The sequence below is a fragment of the Pseudobacteroides cellulosolvens ATCC 35603 = DSM 2933 genome, from assembly GCF_001262605.1.
Taxonomy (GTDB): domain Bacteria; phylum Bacillota; class Clostridia; order Acetivibrionales; family DSM-2933; genus Pseudobacteroides; species Pseudobacteroides cellulosolvens.
Genome location: NZ_LGTC01000001.1, coordinates 5,900,151 through 5,920,589, shown reverse-complemented (window position 1 = coordinate 5,920,589; position 20,439 = coordinate 5,900,151). Strand labels below are relative to the sequence as shown.

16 protein-coding genes are annotated in these 20,439 nt (G+C 36.3%); 9 read left to right on the top strand and 7 right to left on the bottom strand.

The features are described 5' to 3' along the window. Positions 1-19: 19 nt before the first annotated feature. The 7 genes from urtE to Bccel_RS24470 form a co-directional block, all read right to left on the bottom strand. Positions 20-715 (bottom strand): urea ABC transporter ATP-binding subunit UrtE, encoded by a 696-nt coding sequence (urtE, locus tag Bccel_RS24500; protein WP_036943366.1) that lies wholly within the window; start codon positions 713-715, stop codon positions 20-22. A gap of 1 nt (position 716) precedes the next feature. Continuing rightward, the gene (gene urtD / locus Bccel_RS24495) at positions 717-1,466 is read right to left on the bottom strand and encodes an urea ABC transporter ATP-binding protein UrtD (protein ID WP_457920566.1); all 750 of its coding nucleotides are present in this window, start codon (positions 1,464-1,466) and stop codon (positions 717-719) included. Beyond that, a complete protein-coding gene (gene urtC, locus Bccel_RS24490; RefSeq protein WP_036943361.1) occupies positions 1,456-2,580 on the bottom strand; it encodes an urea ABC transporter permease subunit UrtC in 1,125 nt (374 codons plus the stop codon). Before urtC ends, urtD begins: the two co-directional genes overlap by 11 nt. 12 nt (positions 2,581-2,592) lie before the next feature. Next, entirely contained in the window at positions 2,593-3,501 is a 909-nt protein-coding gene (gene urtB, locus Bccel_RS24485) for an urea ABC transporter permease subunit UrtB (RefSeq protein WP_036943359.1), read from the bottom strand. A gap of 129 nt (positions 3,502-3,630) precedes the next feature. Next, the gene (gene urtA, locus Bccel_RS24480) at positions 3,631-4,890 is read right to left on the bottom strand and encodes an urea ABC transporter substrate-binding protein (protein WP_242853143.1); all 1,260 of its coding nucleotides are present in this window, start codon (positions 4,888-4,890) and stop codon (positions 3,631-3,633) included. Between the two features lie 366 nt (positions 4,891-5,256). Next, the gene (locus tag Bccel_RS24475) at positions 5,257-6,333 is read right to left on the bottom strand and encodes a response regulator transcription factor (protein WP_036943357.1); all 1,077 of its coding nucleotides are present in this window, start codon (positions 6,331-6,333) and stop codon (positions 5,257-5,259) included. Between the two features lie 32 nt (positions 6,334-6,365). Next, on the bottom strand, positions 6,366-9,101 hold the full coding sequence (locus Bccel_RS24470) for a hybrid sensor histidine kinase/response regulator (protein WP_152966082.1): 2,736 nt from the start codon (positions 9,099-9,101) through the stop codon (positions 6,366-6,368). Between the two features lie 319 nt (positions 9,102-9,420). On the opposite strand from Bccel_RS24470, the gene Bccel_RS24465 reads away from it, so the two are divergent. The 9 genes from Bccel_RS24465 (at position 9,421) to Bccel_RS24425 (ending at position 20,404) form a co-directional block, all read left to right on the top strand. Next, positions 9,421-10,512 (top strand): response regulator, encoded by a 1,092-nt coding sequence (locus Bccel_RS24465; protein ID WP_036943355.1) that lies wholly within the window; start codon positions 9,421-9,423, stop codon positions 10,510-10,512. Positions 10,513-10,639: 127 nt separating this feature from the next. Beyond that, on the top strand, positions 10,640-11,608 hold the full coding sequence (locus Bccel_RS24460) for a hypothetical protein (RefSeq protein WP_050753803.1): 969 nt from the start codon (positions 10,640-10,642) through the stop codon (positions 11,606-11,608). A gap of 228 nt (positions 11,609-11,836) precedes the next feature. Next, positions 11,837-12,625, top strand: a complete 789-nt coding sequence (locus Bccel_RS24455) for a helix-turn-helix transcriptional regulator (protein ID WP_050753802.1) — start codon at positions 11,837-11,839, stop codon at positions 12,623-12,625. A 144-nt stretch (positions 12,626-12,769) separates the two neighbouring features. Beyond that, positions 12,770-14,821, top strand: coding sequence for a proton-conducting transporter transmembrane domain-containing protein (locus Bccel_RS24450; RefSeq protein ID WP_036943352.1), 2,052 nt, complete (start codon positions 12,770-12,772; stop codon positions 14,819-14,821). Between the two features lie 64 nt (positions 14,822-14,885). Beyond that, on the top strand, positions 14,886-15,845 hold the full coding sequence (locus Bccel_RS24445; protein ID WP_036943349.1) for a respiratory chain complex I subunit 1 family protein: 960 nt from the start codon (positions 14,886-14,888) through the stop codon (positions 15,843-15,845). Beyond that, positions 15,838-16,494, top strand: a complete 657-nt coding sequence (locus Bccel_RS24440; RefSeq protein ID WP_036943346.1) for an NADH-quinone oxidoreductase subunit K — start codon at positions 15,838-15,840, stop codon at positions 16,492-16,494. The genes Bccel_RS24445 and Bccel_RS24440 overlap by 8 nt, the downstream gene beginning before the upstream one ends. Positions 16,495-16,515: 21 nt before the next feature. Further along, complete coding sequence (locus tag Bccel_RS24435; protein WP_036943343.1) at positions 16,516-17,997, top strand: hydrogenase 4 subunit F; 1,482 nt, start codon at positions 16,516-16,518, stop codon at positions 17,995-17,997. Between the two features lies 1 nt (position 17,998). Beyond that, positions 17,999-19,582, top strand: a complete 1,584-nt coding sequence (locus tag Bccel_RS24430) for a hydrogenase large subunit (RefSeq protein ID WP_036943340.1) — start codon at positions 17,999-18,001, stop codon at positions 19,580-19,582. Between the two features lie 33 nt (positions 19,583-19,615). Continuing rightward, positions 19,616-20,404, top strand: coding sequence for an NADH-quinone oxidoreductase subunit B family protein (locus Bccel_RS24425; RefSeq protein WP_036943337.1), 789 nt, complete (start codon positions 19,616-19,618; stop codon positions 20,402-20,404). Positions 20,405-20,439 lie beyond the last annotated feature (35 nt).

The following is a 20,439-nucleotide window of genomic DNA, read 5'->3' as shown; positions in this document are numbered from 1 at the left end:
AACTTTATAGCATTGCCTCTTAAATTGCAATCTTTTCCTGTATTTTTTGGGGATCAATTCCCTCAGTTTTTCCATCCAAAACGATACTTCCCTTATCCATTACATAAAAATAGTCCGCTACATCCATAACAAATTCAAGATATTGCTCTACAATAAGCATGGTAACATTTCCACGTTCTTTTATCTTTTTTATAACCCTTCCTATATCCTGAATTATGGAGGGCTGAATTCCTTCAGTAGGTTCATCTAAAAGAAGGATCTTTGGCTCAGATACCAGTGCACGGGCAATAGCCAACTGCTGCTGCTGTCCTCCGCTTAAATCTCCTCCCTTTCTTTTCATCATTGTGTTTAGAACTGGAAATAGCTCAAACACTTCCTTCGTTAAAACTCCTTTTTTATATCCATTTCTCTCCAAACCTAAAACCAGGTTCTCGTATACTGTCAATTGAGGAAAAATATCTCTGCCCTGAGGCACATAACCAATGCCCTTTCGTGCTCTGTTGTAAGTAGGAAGCTTGGTTATATCATCATTATCCAGATATACGCTACCTTTTGGTGTTTTTACGAGCCCCATCACACTTTTTAAGAAAGTTGACTTACCTACCCCATTTCTCCCAAGAAGGCATGCCACCTTACCAGGTTCAACACTGAGGCTCACATCCTTCAATATGATACTTTCTCCATAGTAAGCACAAAGATTATCTACCTTAAGCATATTACTCTCCCCCTCTCCCTAAATAAACTTCTATAACCTTTGGATTTTTCTGGACATCCTGCATATTACCTTCATCCAAAAGCATTCCTTCGTGCAGCACTGTCACCCTGTCTGCACACTCTCTGACAAACTCCATGTCATGCTCGACAACAATTACCGAACATTTTTCCGAAATTTCTCTAAGAAGCTCTCCAGTCCTTTCGGTTTCCTTTCTGCCCATACCTGCAACAGGCTCATCCAAAAGCATTATTTCAGGCTGCTGCACCAGAAGCATGCCTATCTCAAGCCATTGTTTTTCACCATGAGAAAGTGCTGAAGGTGTACGATATCTCTTCTCATATAGACCAATAGTTCTAAGTACATCCTCTATTCTTTCAATTTGTTCTTTATTTAATTTTGTAAAAAGTGAGGAATATAAAGACCTCTTTTTTACTGCTGCAAGCTCCATGTTTTCATAAATTGTAATGCCCATAAAAACCGATGGAACTTGAAATTTCCTGCCAATTCCCAGTTCTACAATCTGATGCTCGGACATCCTGGTGACATCACTTAAAGAATTAAACATTATGCAGCCTTCTGCAGGTTTGACCCGTCCGCATATTGCATCAAGCAAAGTAGTTTTTCCAGCTCCGTTAGGTCCAATAAAAAAGTGGATATCACCCTTTTTAACTGATGTATTAAGTCCATTCACCGCTTTAAAACCATCAAAGCTGATTGTCAAATCCTTAATTTCCAAAATATTATCCAACATGTTCATCACATCCTAACCCTTCCAACATATTTATATTAGTCTGAGAATTCTTTCTTACACTTTTTATTTCTTCAATCTTTCTCTTTATTTGCTTTGACAATCCCATCAAACCATAAGGCATAAATATAACTACAGCGATAAACATAATACCTATAAAATATGACCAGGCAGCAGGAAAGCTTTCACTTACTGCACTTTTAAGGGAATTTACCAGTATAGCCCCGATAATTGCTCCTACCAAAGTACCCCTTCCACCTATAGCAACCCATATAACCATTTCAACTGATGGAACAATACCCATCTCAGCAGGAGAAATGATACCTACCTGAGGAACGAACAAGGCACCTGCCAAGCCTGCAAGCCCTGCAGAAATGCAATATACAAAGGTTTTATAAGTTGCAGGATTATAACCTGAAAACCTTGCCCTGTTTTCGCCATCCCTTATGGCAATTAATACTCTTCCGATACGTCTTTTTACGATCCATTTACAGAATATAAACGTTAGTATTAGGAATGCTAATGCGACATAATAAAGACCGACCTTTGTTGATGAATCAGAAACCGAAAACCCGAAAATGGTTTTAAAATTGGTAATACCATTTGTACCTCCTGTAAATGCCTGCTGACCTACAAACAAAACCACAAATATGATAGAAAGTGCCTGGGTCAGAATGGAGAAGTATACCCCTTTTATCCTGTTCTTAAATGTAAGATATCCAATTGCAAACGCCAGAATCATAGGTACCAGAACAGATAATATAATTGCCAGAGGTGCATAAGCAAATGGCTTCCAGAACCAAGGCAATGTTTCCTGCCCGCTCCAGGACATAAAATCAGGAAGTTTTCCTCCGCTGGCTTCCAGCTTTAAGTACATAGCCATACAATATGCACCAAGTCCAAAGAAAACACCATGACCAAGACTAAGTATCCCTGTATATCCCCATATAAGGTCAATTCCAAGAGCTAAAACAGCAAAGGCAATAAACTTTCCAAGAAGGTTGGTTCGAAAGTCTGAAAGAAATAATGGTGCTAGAGCCAGAAGAACTAATACAACTGTAACTGTTATGTTATTTCCAAGTAACCGCCCTTTAATTTTTAGTAAATTTTCATTCATGATATTCACCCCCTACTCATCAAGAACTCTGCTATTTATAGTAAAAAACCCCTGAGGTTTCCATTGAAGAAACAGAATAACCATAAGAAAGACTAGGACTTTTCCCATTGAAGCGTTTGTAAAAAACTCAAAGGTTGTATTTCCTATTCCTATTGCTCCGGCTCCCGTCACTGTTCCTATTATCCTTCCCACACCACCCAGCACAACAACCATAAATGTATCTACAATATAGTTTGTTCCAAGGGTTGGTCCAATTGAACCTAAAAGTGTCAAAGCACAACCTGCAATGCCAGCCAACCCTGCTCCTAAAGCAAAAGTCATTGCATCCACCCTCCTTGTGTTAATTCCAAGGCTTTGTGCCATGCTTCTGTTTTGCATAACCGCTCTAATTCTTCTTCCTCCATCTGTTTTATAAAGAAAAAAATATACGCCCACTATACAAAATCCAACCAGTAAAATTATGAAAAGCCTTTTGTAAGGCAGTTGAAGATCATTAAAAACAACCAATCCTCCATTTAACCATTCAGGACTTTTTACATCCACATTTGGTGCCCCAAAAATGCTCCTTGCTAACTGTTGGAGGACAAGACTTACACCCCATGTGGCCAGCATACTATCGAGCGGCCTTCCGTATAAACGCTTTATGATGGTAATTTCAAGCACATATCCCATTAGTGCAGTTATTAAGAATGAAAGGGGTATTGCAAGTATAAAATACAAATTGAAAAATTTATCCCCAACGAAGGATATAAAGAAGTTTTGTACAAGATATGTTACATATGCCCCCATCATGATCAGCTCGCCATGGGCCATGTTTATTATTTTCATCAAACCGAATGTTATTGCCAATCCTAATGCTGCAAGCAAAAGAATTGAGCTAACGCTTATGCCATTAAAAATTTGCAATAAATTAGTACTCATATTTTTCACTCTCCAATAACTTTCGAGTATACAATCTTTTTATTAGGAAATTATAGTGTCTACATCTACTGCTATAAAAGCACTTCATTTCTTATAGACACCATAATTTCCTACACATTTAGAATCTCATTAGTTGCTTAATCCTTTTGCCCAGTCATATGTCTTTAAGTATGGATCAGGCCTTACAGTTTTACCTGTACTCCAAACTTCTTTGATAAGTCCGTCTTCCTGTACCTCACCTATCCTTACCGGTTTCCATATGTGTTGGTTCTCGCCCTCAATTTTTACAGTTCCTTCAGGAGCTTTAAATTCAAGTCCTTTGGCTGCTTCCTTAACTTTTTCAACTTCAGTGGATCCTGCCTTCTTAACTGCCTCAGCCCAAAGGTAAACTGCTATATATGCCGCTTCTATAGGATCATCGGTAACCCTCTTGTCTCCGTATTTAGCTTTGTATTTTTTTACAAATTCCGCATTTTCTGGTGTATCTGTAGTCTGGTAATAGTTCCAGGATACCAGATGACCTTTCATATTTTCTGCTCCAATACCCCTTACCTCTTCTTCTGCAACACTTACAGAGCAAGTAGTAAGATCCTTTGAACTTATTCCAGCATCTTTGAGCTGTTTGAAGAAAGCAACATTGCTGTCACCATTTAAAGTATTAAATACTACATCGGGTTTAGCGGATTTAATTTTATTTACTATTGTGCTGTAATCAGTATGACCTAATGGAGTGTATTCTTCTGCAATTAGTTCACCACCCATTGAGCTTAACTGAGCTTTGATTATCTTATTGGCAGTCCTTGGAAACACATAATCAGATCCGAGAAGGAAGAATTTCTTTCCCTTGTTCTGTAAAAGCCATTCAACAGCAGGTACAATTTGCTGATTTGGTGCCGCACCTGTATAGAAAATGTTTGGTGAAGATTCCATTCCTTCATACTGCACAGGATACCATAAAAGTCCGTTGTTTTCCTCAAATACCGGCAATACCGCTTTACGGCTGGCAGAAGTCCAGCATCCGAAAACAGTAGCAACCTTATCACTTTGGAGAAGCTTCTTTGCCTTTTCTGCAAATTTCGGCCAATCGGAGGCACCATCCTCAATCACTGGTTCAATTTTTTTACCAAGGACACCACCTGCTGCGTTGATTTCCTCTATTGCCATCATTTCTGCATCTTTAACAGATACTTCGCTTATTGCCATTGTTCCGCTCAATGAGTGGAGTATACCAACCTTTATGGAATCTGATGAAGAATTTGTCCCCGGCTTATTCTCAGACGATTCCTGTGCTTCTGTTCCGCAGCCTGTAAGCACCAAAGATGCGGATAAAGCAATCACTGCAACACTTATTAAAGCTTTTCTCATTTTATATAATTTATTTTTTTTCATAATATTGACCACCTTTCAGTAATATGATAACTTCGCTTTTTCAAATTTTGATATATACTTTGATTTACAAATCTCATGGCCACAAGAAATGTTTTGATGACTTTAAAGCTTTTTAAACAAAAAGTGCTATAAACAATGCATAAGTCCTTTTTCAAATATGCACTATTCATAGCACCTGAGCTATGTCTTTTTGATTCAACCTGGGAATCAGTCATCTTATTAATTATTATACATTGATTCTACATTCAAACCGCTAAAAATAGAACCCCATAAAACCGAACTTTTACACCAAAAATCCGGTTTTTTGCAACTTGATTCAATCCATCCTGCATTTTTTCACAAGCGTCCTTATAATTCCACTATGACTTATACGGTAAATTTCCTGTATTCTGTTGGGGTATAGCCTGTGTAACCCTTAAATAACTGAGTAAAATAATCTGGCTTTTTGTATCCTAACTTCTCACTTATTTCATAATTTTTATACCTGCCCTTGGACATGAGGTATTTAGCATGCTCCATCTTAACCTTTGTAATATATTCGCTTAAATGATATCCTGCCTTTTGTTTGAATACTTTCCCGATATAATCTCTATTTACGTATAGCTCATTTGCAATTGTCTCCACTTTAACATCATCTTCAATATGATTTAGCACATACTCACAGATTTTCCGCATCAGGCTGTCCGGTTGATGTAATTCATACTTTGAAATAATTCTGACCCAGCTGCTAATGTAATCAAGAAATTGTCTCTCTATCAAAATAGTGTCATCTCCTTTAAAAACACCTATTGACACAATACTTTCCACTTCTTTAATCCATGGAAACAACTTATAAATGCTTTCATCTATATCCGATATAATGTTTTCAAGCAGTATTGCAAGTCTTGCCGGATCAACTCCCATAAAGTCAATTAAATTATTACATATATCTCTACCTTTGTTTACTGCATCCAAGCTTCCGGAGAGTATATCTGAAACAAGCTTCTTTTCATCGTTTTTAGAATAAAAGGCTTGTATATTTTCCAAAAAGATACTACCCCTCTCCGAGCTGCCTTTTTGTTTATTTTTCCCGTCCAAATAAACCTTAACCCTCTCTAATGCTTCACACAAAGCTTCATCTTTTAAAGGCTTTATAAGATAGTCAAAAACTCCCAATCGTATGCCTTGCTTTGCATAAGAGAAATCACTATGGGTGCTGAGAAATAAAACACATATGTCATTTTTCATACTCCTTAACTCACTCAAAAACTCAATACCGTCTATACCAGGCATTTTTATGTCAGAAATCACAATATCAAATTCATCAGCCTGAAGTTTGTTCAATGCTTCTTTACCGTCACAGGCTTCATCTGCCAGCATAAATCCAAAGAGGTCCCAGCATTTAAATCTTTTCAGCATATACCTTACAGCCCTGTCATCATCAACAATCAACACCCTATACATACTCAACCATCCTTCCAATACACCATTTCATCTCAATACAAGATTCCTTTTATATTGCACATAATTCTGCCAACGCTTAATGCTGCATCTTTAAATTTATATGTTGTAATCTTTTCTTTTAAGTCATTATAATCTTCTATTTCTAAAAACTCAGTCAAATAACACATTTTTTCATTAAACAGGCTTTTGGCAGTTGAATCTCCCTCATCAAGGAGCTTATAAAGCATCTCCAGATCTTTCCCTATACTGGCATGACATGCTTTTCCAACACGTTCATTTTTGCTTCGTCTTATATTCTCAAAGGACTCAATATATTGGGTTGCCCTCTCATAAACCCCCTTTAGCTCTACCTCAAGATCACTTGTTATACTTCTAACTTCCTCAATGTTATCATTTATTGTTGCATTCTCCAGCTTACAAAGTATGCCCTTTATACTTGAAGCCCCAATATTGGCTGCACTTCCCTTAATTGTGTGAACAAATTCCTTAAGTTCCTGGGGTTTTCCAGATGATATTAAATCCTTAATTTTAGCACCATCCTTTTTGTGGTTTTCTATATATACTTTTAAAAGGCTGATATACTTGTGCTCACTGCCACCTAACCTTCTTATTGTTCCAATATAATCCAAAGAATCACTGATCAAAGTCTTATCTTTTTCTAAATAATTTTTACGGTGTAAACCATTATAATTACCTTCAGAATGTTTCCTGTACTCACTGATCATAATACCCGAAAGCACCTCCAAAAGCTTTATTGTCTCCAATGGCTTTGTCAAATAACCATCCATTCCAGCTTCTACAGCTTTTTGGTCAACACCTTCAACCGCATCTGCCGTCAATGCTACTATTGGAACAAATCTTCCTTCAGTTAATCCCCTTATATGTTTAGTTGTTTCATATCCATCCATTTCCGGCATACGTATATCCATAAGCACAGCCTCATATTTATTCTGTTGAACCATCTTAATTGCCTCCGGGCCGCTGTTGACTGTGTCAGTTTTAATTCCCATACTCTCAATTATCTCTTTTGTCATTTGCAAATTGATCGTATCATCTTCTACCAAAAGTATTCTTTTATTTTTAAACAGTTCTGATGCAATATTCGGATTCAAACTTTCATATGATTGGGAAATAGAGTCAACCATCTTCAATCTCACAGTAAAACTGAATATTGAGCCAACACCAACCTGACTTTCTACGCTTATTTCCCCTCCCATAAGCTCAACAATTTTTTTACATATTGCAAGTCCCAAGCCAGTGCCTCCATATTTTCTGGATGTGGAAGCATCCCCTTGTGTAAAAGCCTGGAACAATGTCTTTTTTTGTTCATCACTAATACCTATACCGCTATCCCTTACATAGAACTTTATAACAGCATAATCATGATCTTTCTGGCACAGCTTAACACCAACAGAAATACTCCCTTCATGAGTGAATTTTATTCCATTTGACAATAGATTAAGGATAATCTGTTTAAGTCTTGTAATATCTCCTCTTAAAAACTTGGGAACATCGGGATTAATACTGACACCAAGGTCAATGCCCTTTCTTTTAGCTTCCATGGCAACAATTATACAAAGCTCTCTTATCATTGAATCAAGATTGAATTCCACTTCATCTAAGACCATTCTTCCTGCTTCAATTTTGGAAAAATCCAATATTTCATTGATAATACCCAATAGGTTTTTAGCAGCCATACCAATATTATCAGAGTATTCAGCTTGCTTTGGATTAAGGTTGGTATTCTTAAGTAAATACTGGTATCCAATGATGCTGTTTAGCGGAGTTCTAATTTCGTGGCTCATATTAGCAAGGAATTCACTTTTAGCCCTGCTGGCAAAATCAGCTTCATCCCTGGCAGCCTTCATTGTTTCTTCTGCACTCCTTCTTCGTATCAACTCACCCTGAAATGATTCGTAAAGTTCATTAAAGTTATTTGCAAGCATTTTTAGCTCCATAGTTCCTTGGGGTATAAGACAAAATTCTTCTTTATCAAAAGAAAAGTCCCTTAACATAAGCGTATAATTCTTTATTGGAAAGGTCACCTGTCTAAATAATATTCTTATTAAGATTGCAATAGCAAGAATTATAATAAACGCAAGTACTACCTGCAAAGCAGTTGCTCTGCCGGTACCTTTCCTCGCTGACTCCAGCTCTGCTTCTAAACGTGAATTCATTATTTCTTGAAATCTATCTATAGGATCCATTATACTTTTTTTATCTGCATCATAACGTGCATCATTCATTATTTCAATGGCTTTTAACAGTTTATTATCTCTGTTTAAATATTTATCTTCATTACTTAATTGAAATGTTGCTATTTCAGGCACCATCTTTGATTGGCTCTTTCCTAATGCCTCCATCACAAGCCTCATAGACCTTCTTTCAGTCTCTACCAGTTCATCGGAATATTTTTTTGCCTCTGCAAGAAGTTCCAATTCCTCCTTTGGTGATTCTAATTCCTGAAGTCTTGAAATAACTTTGTCCCTTGTTCTTGTTACATTTATTTCTTCCCAATATCTATTTAAATGATTTATATCGCATGTTACCGCAAACTTTCTTGCCTCATCTGTCAAATAATCGGATGCATCAGCAAGATTAATTCCCAGTTGCTTAAATTCTGTCCGTCTCTTTTCAGCATTTTGTTCAGCTTTTATGCTGGAATTCATATATAGTATGCTCCAACCAAGCATAATCGCAATTAAAAAGAAAACTACCAAAACAATCCCACTAATAGCGGATTGCCTTATCACCCATTTTGATTTCATATAACCACCATCTTCAACATTTATAAAAATTATGGAATAGCACATGTTATAATTTCCCAAATAAAAAAGCACAAGAGTCAAGTATCTCACTTGGCACCTGTGCCTTTCTTTTATTTTAAATCAATTTTACAATTTGTACAATTACTATTTTTATCCTCTAAAATATAGATTCATACTTACATCTCTTGATTGGCACCAGTTGAAACAGCTATTGATTTTTTAAGTACTATATTTTAAAATTATTTAAGTTTGTTATATATTGAAATCAAAGAACACAAGTTAAAGTATATATCCCAATACACGGAAGGAAAACACATATATGGAAAATTCACACTCATCCAAGCCTTCAGATATATTGCTTGTTGATGACACAGCTGAACATATAGAGGCAGCCGTCCTCGTCCTAAAGAACAGTAACTTTAGAATTAGGGTTGCAACTAGTGGTGATGAGGCTTTAAATCTCATTTATAAACAAAAACCAGACTTAATCCTTTTAGACATATATATGCCCCAAATGGATGGATTTGAACTTTGTAAACTTATAAAAAATACTCCTGATCTAAGGAATATCCCCATTATATTCCTTACTTCTTATAATGATGAAGAAAGTATAAGAAAAGGCTTTGATTTTGGCGGCCAGGACTATGTAGTCAAGCCATACAATGCAAGTGAACTTCTTGCCCGTGTTAATACACACCTTATTCTTAAAAAACATACCGAATCCTTAAAAGAGGCCAACCAAGAACTTGACAGCTTCTGCTACACAGTATCACATGACCTCAAGGCACCTTTACTGTCCTTAAACAAGTTAGTTGAAATTTTAGCTGAAGACCACATAAATCAAATAGATGAGAATGGAAAGGAACTTATTTCAAATATACAGGAAAAATCCATAGAAATTATAAATACCGTTGACCGTTTACTTGAGTTTTCTAAAATGTGTGAAATGAAAGTTCATTATCAATCACTAAACCTTAGTGATATTATCCTTGATGTATACAATGACTTAAAAAGCCTGGAATCCCATAGAAAAATAATACTTAATCTAGAGCCTCTGCCATTTATAATTGGGGATAGTGTTATGATAAGGCTATTAATATTAAACATACTTTCCAATGCATTTAAATATACTAGGCACAAAGAAACAGCAATCATAGATGTAGGATCAATGGAAGTTAATAATGAATATATTTTTTCTGTTTCAGATAACGGTGCAGGCTTTGATATGAAATACTCATCAAGACTTTTTGGAGTATTTCAGAGGCTTCATTCCAAAGAAGAATTTGAAGGATCAGGGGTAGGTCTTGCTATTTGCCAACGTATTCTAAAACGGCATAACGGAAAATCCTGGATGAAAGGCGAGATAGACAAAGGTGCAACATTTTACTTCAGCCTTCCCAAAAATCATTAAAATAATAGATATATAATGAATCAGTTTTCTTTTTCTATTTTCTTAAATCATTAATTCTTCCATATCTATCTATTTATCTTTACAATTCTATAAATTACCTAATATAATATTCGTTGGAGGGATACATATGAAAAAATCTAAGAAAAAATCTAGTAAAATGAAAAGTTTCAAAGGCATAAAACCTGTTATAATTTTTTCAGGGATATTCATTGCAATATTTACAGGTTCATTAATACTTTATTTTATAAGTGACAAAAATTCTGCAGGTGTTAACAATCAGACTATTGACTCTTCTCCAAGCAATTCAATTGAAGTAAACAGCAGCCCTGCTAATAAAAGCTCTGTTCCAAACAGCACTCCTGTTCCACAACAAGCAACTTCGCAAATTGTAAATACTGCTCAGATTAGTGCTGAACCAAGCAACAAAGATAACAGTAAGCTAGACAATCAACAAAGCAATCAAAATAATGCCCAGCAAGACAACCAGGATAAAATTAATTGGAAGCAAAAAGTTGATAAACTTCCAACTGAAGGCTTTAAAATAGAAGAAATAGACAGCAGCAAACAGTATGTTCAAGGGGTAGTTTCCAATTTAAATCAGATAGTCTCCTTTAGCAGCTCAGGCAGTATACTTCCTCAACCCGGTATATCTCAGGACTCTTCAAACGATGACAGTTCAAAATATCAGGATTTAAGTGCTAAAATCGATATGGATAAGGCAATCTACCATATGGTTAAGATAAAAAGCACTCTTGGAAGTAAAGAGAAGGTATTTGACGAGTATTTGCTTACACTGCAGCTGGATCTGGATATAAGTGAGCTTTCCAAAGATAAGGCTTCTTACGAAAAGAAAAAGAACGAAAAGCTCATATCTATAGATCAGAACAGCTTGATTACAGCTGACAGCATAACACAGAAAATGCTGGAAAGCATACAAAATCAAAATGAAAAGAATCGAAATTCAATAACAAATCCAAATCAGAATAACAGTAACAGCTTACCGGGATTAAACAACCCATCAAATAATCTTCCAGGAATTCAGGTTCCAAATGTTCCTGATCCTGAGGCGGATATAAGAAATAAGCTTGCACATTAGTATCAATTATTTATAAAAACATTTATTAAATCACTTATATAGATGCCGAACTATAAAACCAGTTTATCACTTTTAATCTAATCCATCATGATAAACTGGTTTTTATTTTGCTTTTTTTTAATAATATTTGATAAAATCTACACCCAAATTATAAAATACAACGAATATTATTTATGTAGGGGAAAATTTTCATAGATAAAAAGAGCAATAACAAGGGGCGTGTTTAAAATGTCAGATCATTTAATAGGTACCTCATATTCCAATAGTGGAATAAATTTGAACTATCCTAATAAAACTTCAGCTAATGGGCATGTTGTGGAAATTAAACTGCCTGAATCATTGGCCAGCAAATTAAACAACCATAACACTAATGACAAGATAAAGGAAATCGGGCTCTGTATAAAAAATGGAGTGGAAAAAAACTCAACCGAAATAATTGATAATCTATTTGATGATCTTTATACCTGCAATAATTTAAATTTTGAAAAAGCTAAAGTTCTTTATATAAACATAACAACAACAATTATAGATACGGTTACCGAGTTTGGCTTTAGTTTTATTGACATTTCCGACACTAAGATTCTTCCTTATAACAACTCCGTTAAATTTAACAACCTTATAGAAATGAAAGAATTTCTTAAGAAGTTAACTCTCTGTGCAGCTAAGTTTATAAAAGATTCCCACAGTAAAAAGAGAAACAAAACAATCTGCGATATAGTCCAATATATCAATTTAAACGCAACAGATCCAAGTATCTCCCTTACCAAAGTTGCAGGTAAATTCTATATGAATCCCAGCTATTTAAGCAGAATCTTCCGCCAGGTAACAGGTTATACTTTTGTTGAGTATATCACCAGAACAAGGATCAACATAGCACTAAAGCTGTTCAAGGAAACTGATCTTAAAGGATATGAAATAGGTGAGAAGGTTGGTATCCACGATCCAAATTATTTTGGCAAGTGCTTTAAAAAGTGCACTGGTATGTCATTAAACAGCTATAGAAAGCTAAACCAATAATTATTTACAATTTTATAATTATTTATACCCTCCCTATCTTAATTTGCTATTGAATTTTCAAGACAGAAGAGTATAATATAGTTTGTTTGATAAAACCTTGAGCAAACTTTTTTGTCAATTTCTTGATCGGGGAGGTAATTAATTGTGAATTTAATTGACATAAATTTACTTTTTTCACTAATGTTAGGCTTTTATATTATTGGATCAATATCTTCTCTCATATTCTTGAAAAATTCCAAACCTGGCAATGTGCTGTCAAATGTAATTTATTGTATAGCCTCCATAACAGGAATTTTAACCTCCATATTCTATCTGCTTTCGAATAATGCCCGCTTACAGCTAATACATATTAATTCCAATATACCGTTTTTGAGCTTTAAGCTTGAAATGAGTAGGCTTTCTGCATATTTCATACTTACTTTATCCATATTGACTCTCTGTGTTTCAGTATATTCCATAAGTTACCTTTCACAGTATTACGGAAAAAGAAATACAAGCTCATTCAACTTACTGTTCGGCATATTCATTGTTTCACTGGTTTCAGTCTTCAGCTCAGGAAATATGTTATTATTTCTGCTTGCATGGGAAATAATGTCTCTAACCTCATACTTTTTGGTTATATTTGAATCTGAACATCCCGAAACCCAAAAGTCAGGTACCCTTTACCTTATCATGACCCATATAGCAACAGCCTTTTTAACAATAGCCTTTTTAACAATATATTCATATACTGGCTCATTTGATATTACAAATGCTGCAACAGTAATACCTTCATTTTCTAAAAATATGATATTTATTTGCCTGCTTATTGGATTTGGAACAAAGGCAGGTATCATACCTCTTCACATATGGCTTCCTTATGCACATCCGGCGGCCCCAAGCAACATATCGGCTCTCATGTCTGGGATAATGATTAAAACCTCCATTTTCGGTCTGATACAGTTTGTATTTGTCGTCCTTGGCGGAGGCTTTGAGTGGTGGGGCATAACACTTTTAATTGTTGGCAGCATCTCTGCTGTTTTAGGTGTTGCTTATGCACTTATGGAAATAGATATAAAAAGACTTCTTGCTTACAGCAGTATTGAAAATACAGGTATTATATTAATTGGTCTGGGGCTTTCAATATATGGACATGCCAAGGGAAACGCCATTCTGAGTTCTCTAGCACTAGTAGCTGCTTTGATACATCTTTTTAACCACTCTCTCTTTAAAGGTGCATTATTTTTAGGTTCAGGTTCCATATATTATAGGACCCATACAAAAAATATGGAAAAACTCGGCGGACTCCTTAAGAAAATGCCTTACACAGGCTTGTTCTTCTTAATCGCCTGCCTTTCAATCTCTTCAATGCCCTTTTTTAATGGGTTTATCAGTGAATGGTTTACTCTGCAAGCTCTTTTCCACAGTATTGGAATAAGCGGTCATGGTATAAAGCTGATTGCCATATTAGCTACCGCAGTGCTGGCAATGGCTGGTGCTCTTGCTGCTGCTTGCTTTGTAAAAGCTTTCGGAATCTCATTTTTGGGACTTCCTAGGAGTACAGAATCTCAGAACTCAATTGAAGCACCTTTTACAATGCTTCTAGGAACTGGATTGCTAACCTTTATGTGCGTTTTATTTGGATTATTTCCACAAATTGTTCTTGTATTGCTGGACAAGGTTTCCAACTCTATAGTTAAAGCTTCCATAGTACCTCAGCTCAAAGGATTTTCATCCTTTGTATATTACCCAAAAGGCCTTGAAGCAAATAAAATATCACCTATGTTTATTCTTGCAGCAGGAATTATATTGGCAGCTGTAGTTTTCCTTGTAGTTAAATTCATAAGCAGAGCTACCAAAGAACGGAAATATGGTACATGGGACTGTGGCTTTAGGGAACTTAATCCCAGAATGCAATATACCGCCACAGGCTTTTCAAAGCCCCTTAGAATTGTGTTCAGGATAATATACAGACCTTCTCGAGAGCTTCAAACTGAAGACGGCATATCTCCATATTACCCTAAGGTAATGAGGTATGTAGTACGTACCCAATCAGTATTTGAGAAGTATCTCTATATACCTTTAACAAGTTTGTTTACTTCTACTTCAGGAAAAATCAGGCACGCAGTACAGACAGGAAGCGTACATGCTTATCTGATATATATATTTATAACAATTGTAGGCCTGCTGATATATTATCGATTTAGCAACAGCTAAGGCATGAATGAAAAAATACTAAATTAAATTTAAGTTGATAATCACTTAAAGGAGAAACCTTAAGATGAATAATATTATTTATATTATTGTGCAATTGCTTGTTATATTGCTGATTGCTCCCCTCATAAGCGGGATTATAAAAAAGGTAAAGGCTCTTAGCCAAAAAAGGAAGGGTCCTCCAGTACTACAGCTTTACCTTGATATCTACAAGCTTTTAAAGAAGGACACCGTTATATCGGATACTGCTTCATGGATTTTCAAGGTAACCCCATATATCAACATTACCACTGCACTTTTGGCAGGCCTCTTGATACCTGTAAGTCTGAAGCTAACTCCAATAGGCTTTGGCGGAGATGTAATTTTCATTATATATATCCTCGCAATGGGAAGATTTTTTATGACACTCGCAGGACTAGATACAGGCAGCACCTTTGGAGGAATGGGAAGCAGCAGAGAAATGGCTATCTCATCCATGATTGAGCCAACACTTCTTGTCTCAGTATTTACAGTTGGTTTGATTTCAAAATCAACATCGATACACAGTATGATGGAGACCTTATCCTTCATTGGAATGAATATTTTACAGCCTGTTTATATACTATGCTTCTTAGCTATGATAATTGTTATAATTGCAGAAACCTGCCGGATACCTGTTGATGATCCTGCAACACATCTTGAGCTTACAATGGTCCATGAAGCAATGCTCCTGGAGTATTCAGGCAGGCACCTGGCCCTTATGGAGCTTGGTGCAGCAGTTAAGCAACTGGTTTTAATAACATTGCTTGTGAATCTGTTCATACCTTTGGATAGCCTTGTAACATTGGATAATGCATTATTTACCATTGGAATTTCCATTTTACTGTATATAACCAAGGTTGTAATAGCTTCGATACTTATAGCAATTGCAGAAGTCAACACCGTCAAGCTGAAGCTTTTCAGTGTCCCGAATCTGGCGGCAATTTCGTTTATACTATCCTTTTTAGGATTTCTTCAATACTTTATTGTAGGAGGTAGTCATGGATAATTATTTAAACCTGGTTTCAATATTAATACTCCTGTCATCCTTTATACTGGTGGCAAATAAAAGAATAAACTCCTACATAAATACCTTCCGGTTACAATCTCTACTGCTTGCATTGCTTGCCGGGGTAATGGGAATACACAGCTTCCTTGAAGATGGAGAAATAGATATTATGATAGTATGTGTAATTACCTTCGCAGTTAAGGTAGTACTCATACCAAGATTATTAAAGCGAACTGTTAAAAAAGTTGAGTACAGGGTACTAAAGGATTTCTTCCTCAACATACCTACTCTGATACTTATATGCTGCGGCCTGTTTATACTTACTTACTTCTCTGTCTCAACTATTAATGATATTAAGGATCCGCAGATTAAAACCTATCTTGTCAACTCGATTTCGGTAATACTTATCGGCCTTTTATTCATGATAAGCAGAAAAAAGGCAATAGGTCAAATAATTGGATTTTTGGTAATGGAAAACGGGCTTTTTACTACAGCAATACTTACAACAAACGGTATGCCGATGATTGTCGAACTAGGTCTTTTCTTTGATGTTCTGACAGCAGTTTTAATAATGGGAATTCTGGTTTTCAGAATAAATGAAAACTTTGACTCAATAGATATAAACAAGATGAGAAATCTTAAGGGCTAATGGATTGAGAGGATAACGCCAATGGAAGCTTTAATTTTACTTGTACCATTATTATTTTCACTATTGTTCTGGACCGCAAAAAAGCGTGCTACAGCTCATATTATAAATATTACGGGAGCAATAATGCTTTTTGTATCAATGATATATACAACATGTTCCTACCTTAGTAACGGTGTAATTCAAGGAACTTTTTTAAACGGGCTCTTTTATATAGATTCCCTGAGCCTCTTAGTGCTGGACATTATTCTCTCCATAGGTTTTCTTGTATGTATTTATTCAATAAAATATCTGGACATAGAATATGACCACAGAACAATAGACACAAAGAAAATCAAAATATATTACAGCCTATTGTATGCATTTATATTTACAATGATAACTGTTGTAACAACGCAAAACCTTGGACTTATGTGGATCGCCATAGAAGCAACTACCCTGGCCTCAGCTTTTCTTGTCGGCTTTTATAACAACAAACACTCCATTGAAGCAGCATGGAAGTACATTATAATATGTTCAGTGGGTATAGCATTTGCACTCCTCGGAATAGTTTTCCTTTATATTTCCTCAGGAAATGTATTCCAAGGTGTAAAAGCACCCTTAGACTGGACCTTTCTGAATGAGCATGCAGGAGCTCTTCAAAGCGGTATCTTAAAAATTTCATTCATATTTATACTAGTAGGTTTTGGAACAAAGGTTGGACTTGCTCCAATGCATACCTGGCTTCCTGATGCACACAGCCAGGCACCCGCACCAATTAGTGCCTTATTATCAGGAGTTCTGTTAAACAGTGCACTTTATGGAATTATTAGGATTGTCTCAATTGTAAACAAAAACTTAGGCCCTGACGACCTTTACACAAAGAGGCTTATGATTGGAATGGGTTTATTATCAATAGCTGCAGCTGCAGTTTTTATACTGTATCAGAAGGACTATAAAAGGCTTTTAGCCTATTCAAGCATAGAGCATATGGGAATAATAGTATTTGCTTTGGGATTTTTCACAAAGCTCTCAATCTTTGCAGCACTTTTCCATATGATTAATCATGCATTCACAAAATCAATGCTATTTCTACTGTCAGGTAACGTCTACCTGAAATATGGTACCAAAGAAATTAAAAAGGTCAAAGGCCTTCTTAAGATTATGCCTATAACAGGCACAGTTTTCCTTCTTGGCCTTTTTGCTATAGCGGGAATGCCTCCTTTTAGTGTATTCTTCAGTGAATTGAGCATCGGCCTTTCAGCAGCTTCAGCATATCACTACATTTTAGCCTCCATGTTTCTTGTTCTTGTAGCAGTTATATTTGCCGGTATGGCTGTGACAACACTAAAAATGTTTTTTGGAAATACCGACAGTAATGATTTGCAGCCCGGTGAAATAAATAAACCAGGTCTTACTGCAATAATATTACTCTTTGCCATAATCACCTTTACCGGTGTTTATATGCCGGAGCCCGTAAAAAACATTGTGGACTCTGCAGTATTAATCATCAAGGGAGGAAACTGATATGAAGCTTTTGAAATACTTTGATGACCTTAAAAGGATATTTGCCGAAGATGTCATAACCCATACCATACAAAATCAAACTGAAATATATATAACTGTAAACAACTCTAAAATCCTGGATATTTCCACCCATGTAAGGGATGAGTTGGGTGGTATACTGGTTTCTCTCTTTGCAAATGACGAAAGGGCTATGGAAGGAAAATTCGTTATTTATTATGTGTTTGCACTCAGAGAAAACAGCTGTCATATTATACTTAAAACGCTAATAGACGAATGCAATCCTGTGTTCAATTCAATATCTAGCAGCATTCATGGAGCACACCTTTATGAGAGAGAAATTCAGGATTTGTACGGTTTAAAACCCATTGGTCATCCAAGCCCTAAAAGTCTCGTTTTCCATGGAAACTGGCCCAAGGATGTTCACCCCTTACGTAAGGAATTTGACCTTAAAACGAAGCCGCAGTTTGTGAATAATGAACAACAATTTATAGAAGTTGAAGGAACTGGCGTTTTTGAAATACCAGTTGGCCCTGTTCATGCAGGAATAATAGAACCAGGCCACTTTAGATTCAGCGTTGCAGGCGAACCTATAATAAACCTGGAAGCCCAGCTGTTTTTTGTCCACAAGGGCATAGAAAAGCTTTGTGAAGGTCAGAGTATTGATAAATGCTTTTATATTTCCGAGAGAATATCAGGGGATGAAACATTTTCCAATTCACTTGCATACTGTCTGGCCATTGAAAAGCTGGCCGCTGTTGAGGTTCCTGTACGTGCAAACTATCAAAGGGTACTTTTTGCAGAACTTGAGCGTCTAGTTAGTCACTTGGGGGATCTTGCGGGAATTTGCCTGGATGTTGCGTACGGTTTTGCAGCCTTCCAGTTTAGACTGCTTCGCGGTTGGGCCTACCAGATAATTGAAGAGGTCAGTAGCAGCAGATTTTTGCGAAGTGTAAACAAACCTGGAGGAATAAGAAAAGACTTTGCAGCAGGAAAAGAAAAAAGAATACTGGAATATATGGAGAAAATTAAAAAGGAATTGGAAGAAACGGAGAGAATAATACTTTCCAACAGCTTATTTATTGACAGGGTTGAAAACACAGGAGTTCTGTCACTCCAACAGGCAATTGATATGAATGCAGTGGGTCCAGGTGGCCGTGCAGCCGGTGTAAGGAATGATGTGCGGAAGGATTACCCATACTGTGCTTACAGCAAACTGGAATTTAGTGTACCGGAACATAATAACGGGGATGTTAACTGCAGGATGAAGGTTAAGTTGGAAGAATGCTACCAGTCCATATGTATAATTGAGCAGGTTGTAAATAAAATGACGGCTGGTAAGATATATGAGCCTATAGGAAAAGTTGAACCTTACAAGGCGGCAATTGGCTGCACAGAGTCCCCAAGGGGAGAAAATGTACATTGGATCATGTCCGGTGAAAACAATACAATTTTCAGATACAAGATACGCACTCCTTCCTTCTGCAACTGGCCTGCTGTATGCCTTGCAGTACAGGGAAATATAGTGCCTGATTTTCCTTTGATTAATAAGAGCTTTAACCTGTCTTATGCAGGTAATGACCTTTGATATTTATAATATAATTTTCATGAGGTGGCAGATATGTTTAATATAATAAAAAAGACAATCCAATATCCCAGACTTACATTGGATTACCCTTATAAACCTTTAGATTCCCAATTTATCACAGGTAAACCGGTAATTGATTGGGAAAAGTGCTCCATGTGCGGAGAATGTGTAAAGTCATGCCCTTCTTCCGCCATAGTAATTGATAATGAATCTAAAAGTATCGGCATAAATTATGATGAATGTATATTCTGCTCCAATTGTGAAGATGTATGTCAAAAGAAGGCAATAACAATGTCAAAGGAATTTGAGTTGGCTGCTAAATCAAGACAGGAGATCAGAAAGAGCCCTTTGGTTATTGAAGCCCGTAGTATTCCGGATGAATCTTTTGAGGTACTTGGAAAAAAGGTTGATGATAAGGCCAGAAAGATATTTGGAAGAAGCCTTCAGATAAGGGAGGTTGATGCCGGTTCCTGCAATGGCTGTGATTATGAAATCAATGCACTTAATAACCCGTTTAATGACATAGAGCGTTTTGGCGTACACTTTGTAGCATCTCCACGCCATGCAGATATGCTCCTTGTAACAGGTACTGCAACACGTAATATGGAGCTTGCCCTAATAAAGACATATAATGCTGCACCAGATCCAAAGCTTGTTGTGGCTGTTGGTGCTTGTGCTTGCAGCGGAGGTATATTTAAGGACATGTATGCAACTAGAAACGGCATAGACTGTATATTGCCTGTAGATATTTATATACCCGGTTGTCCACCAAGGCCTCATGCCATTTTGTATGGAATATTAAAGGCCATGGATCGCCTGTAGTTTCCACTAGAACAGATAGATTAAAACCTTGGAGA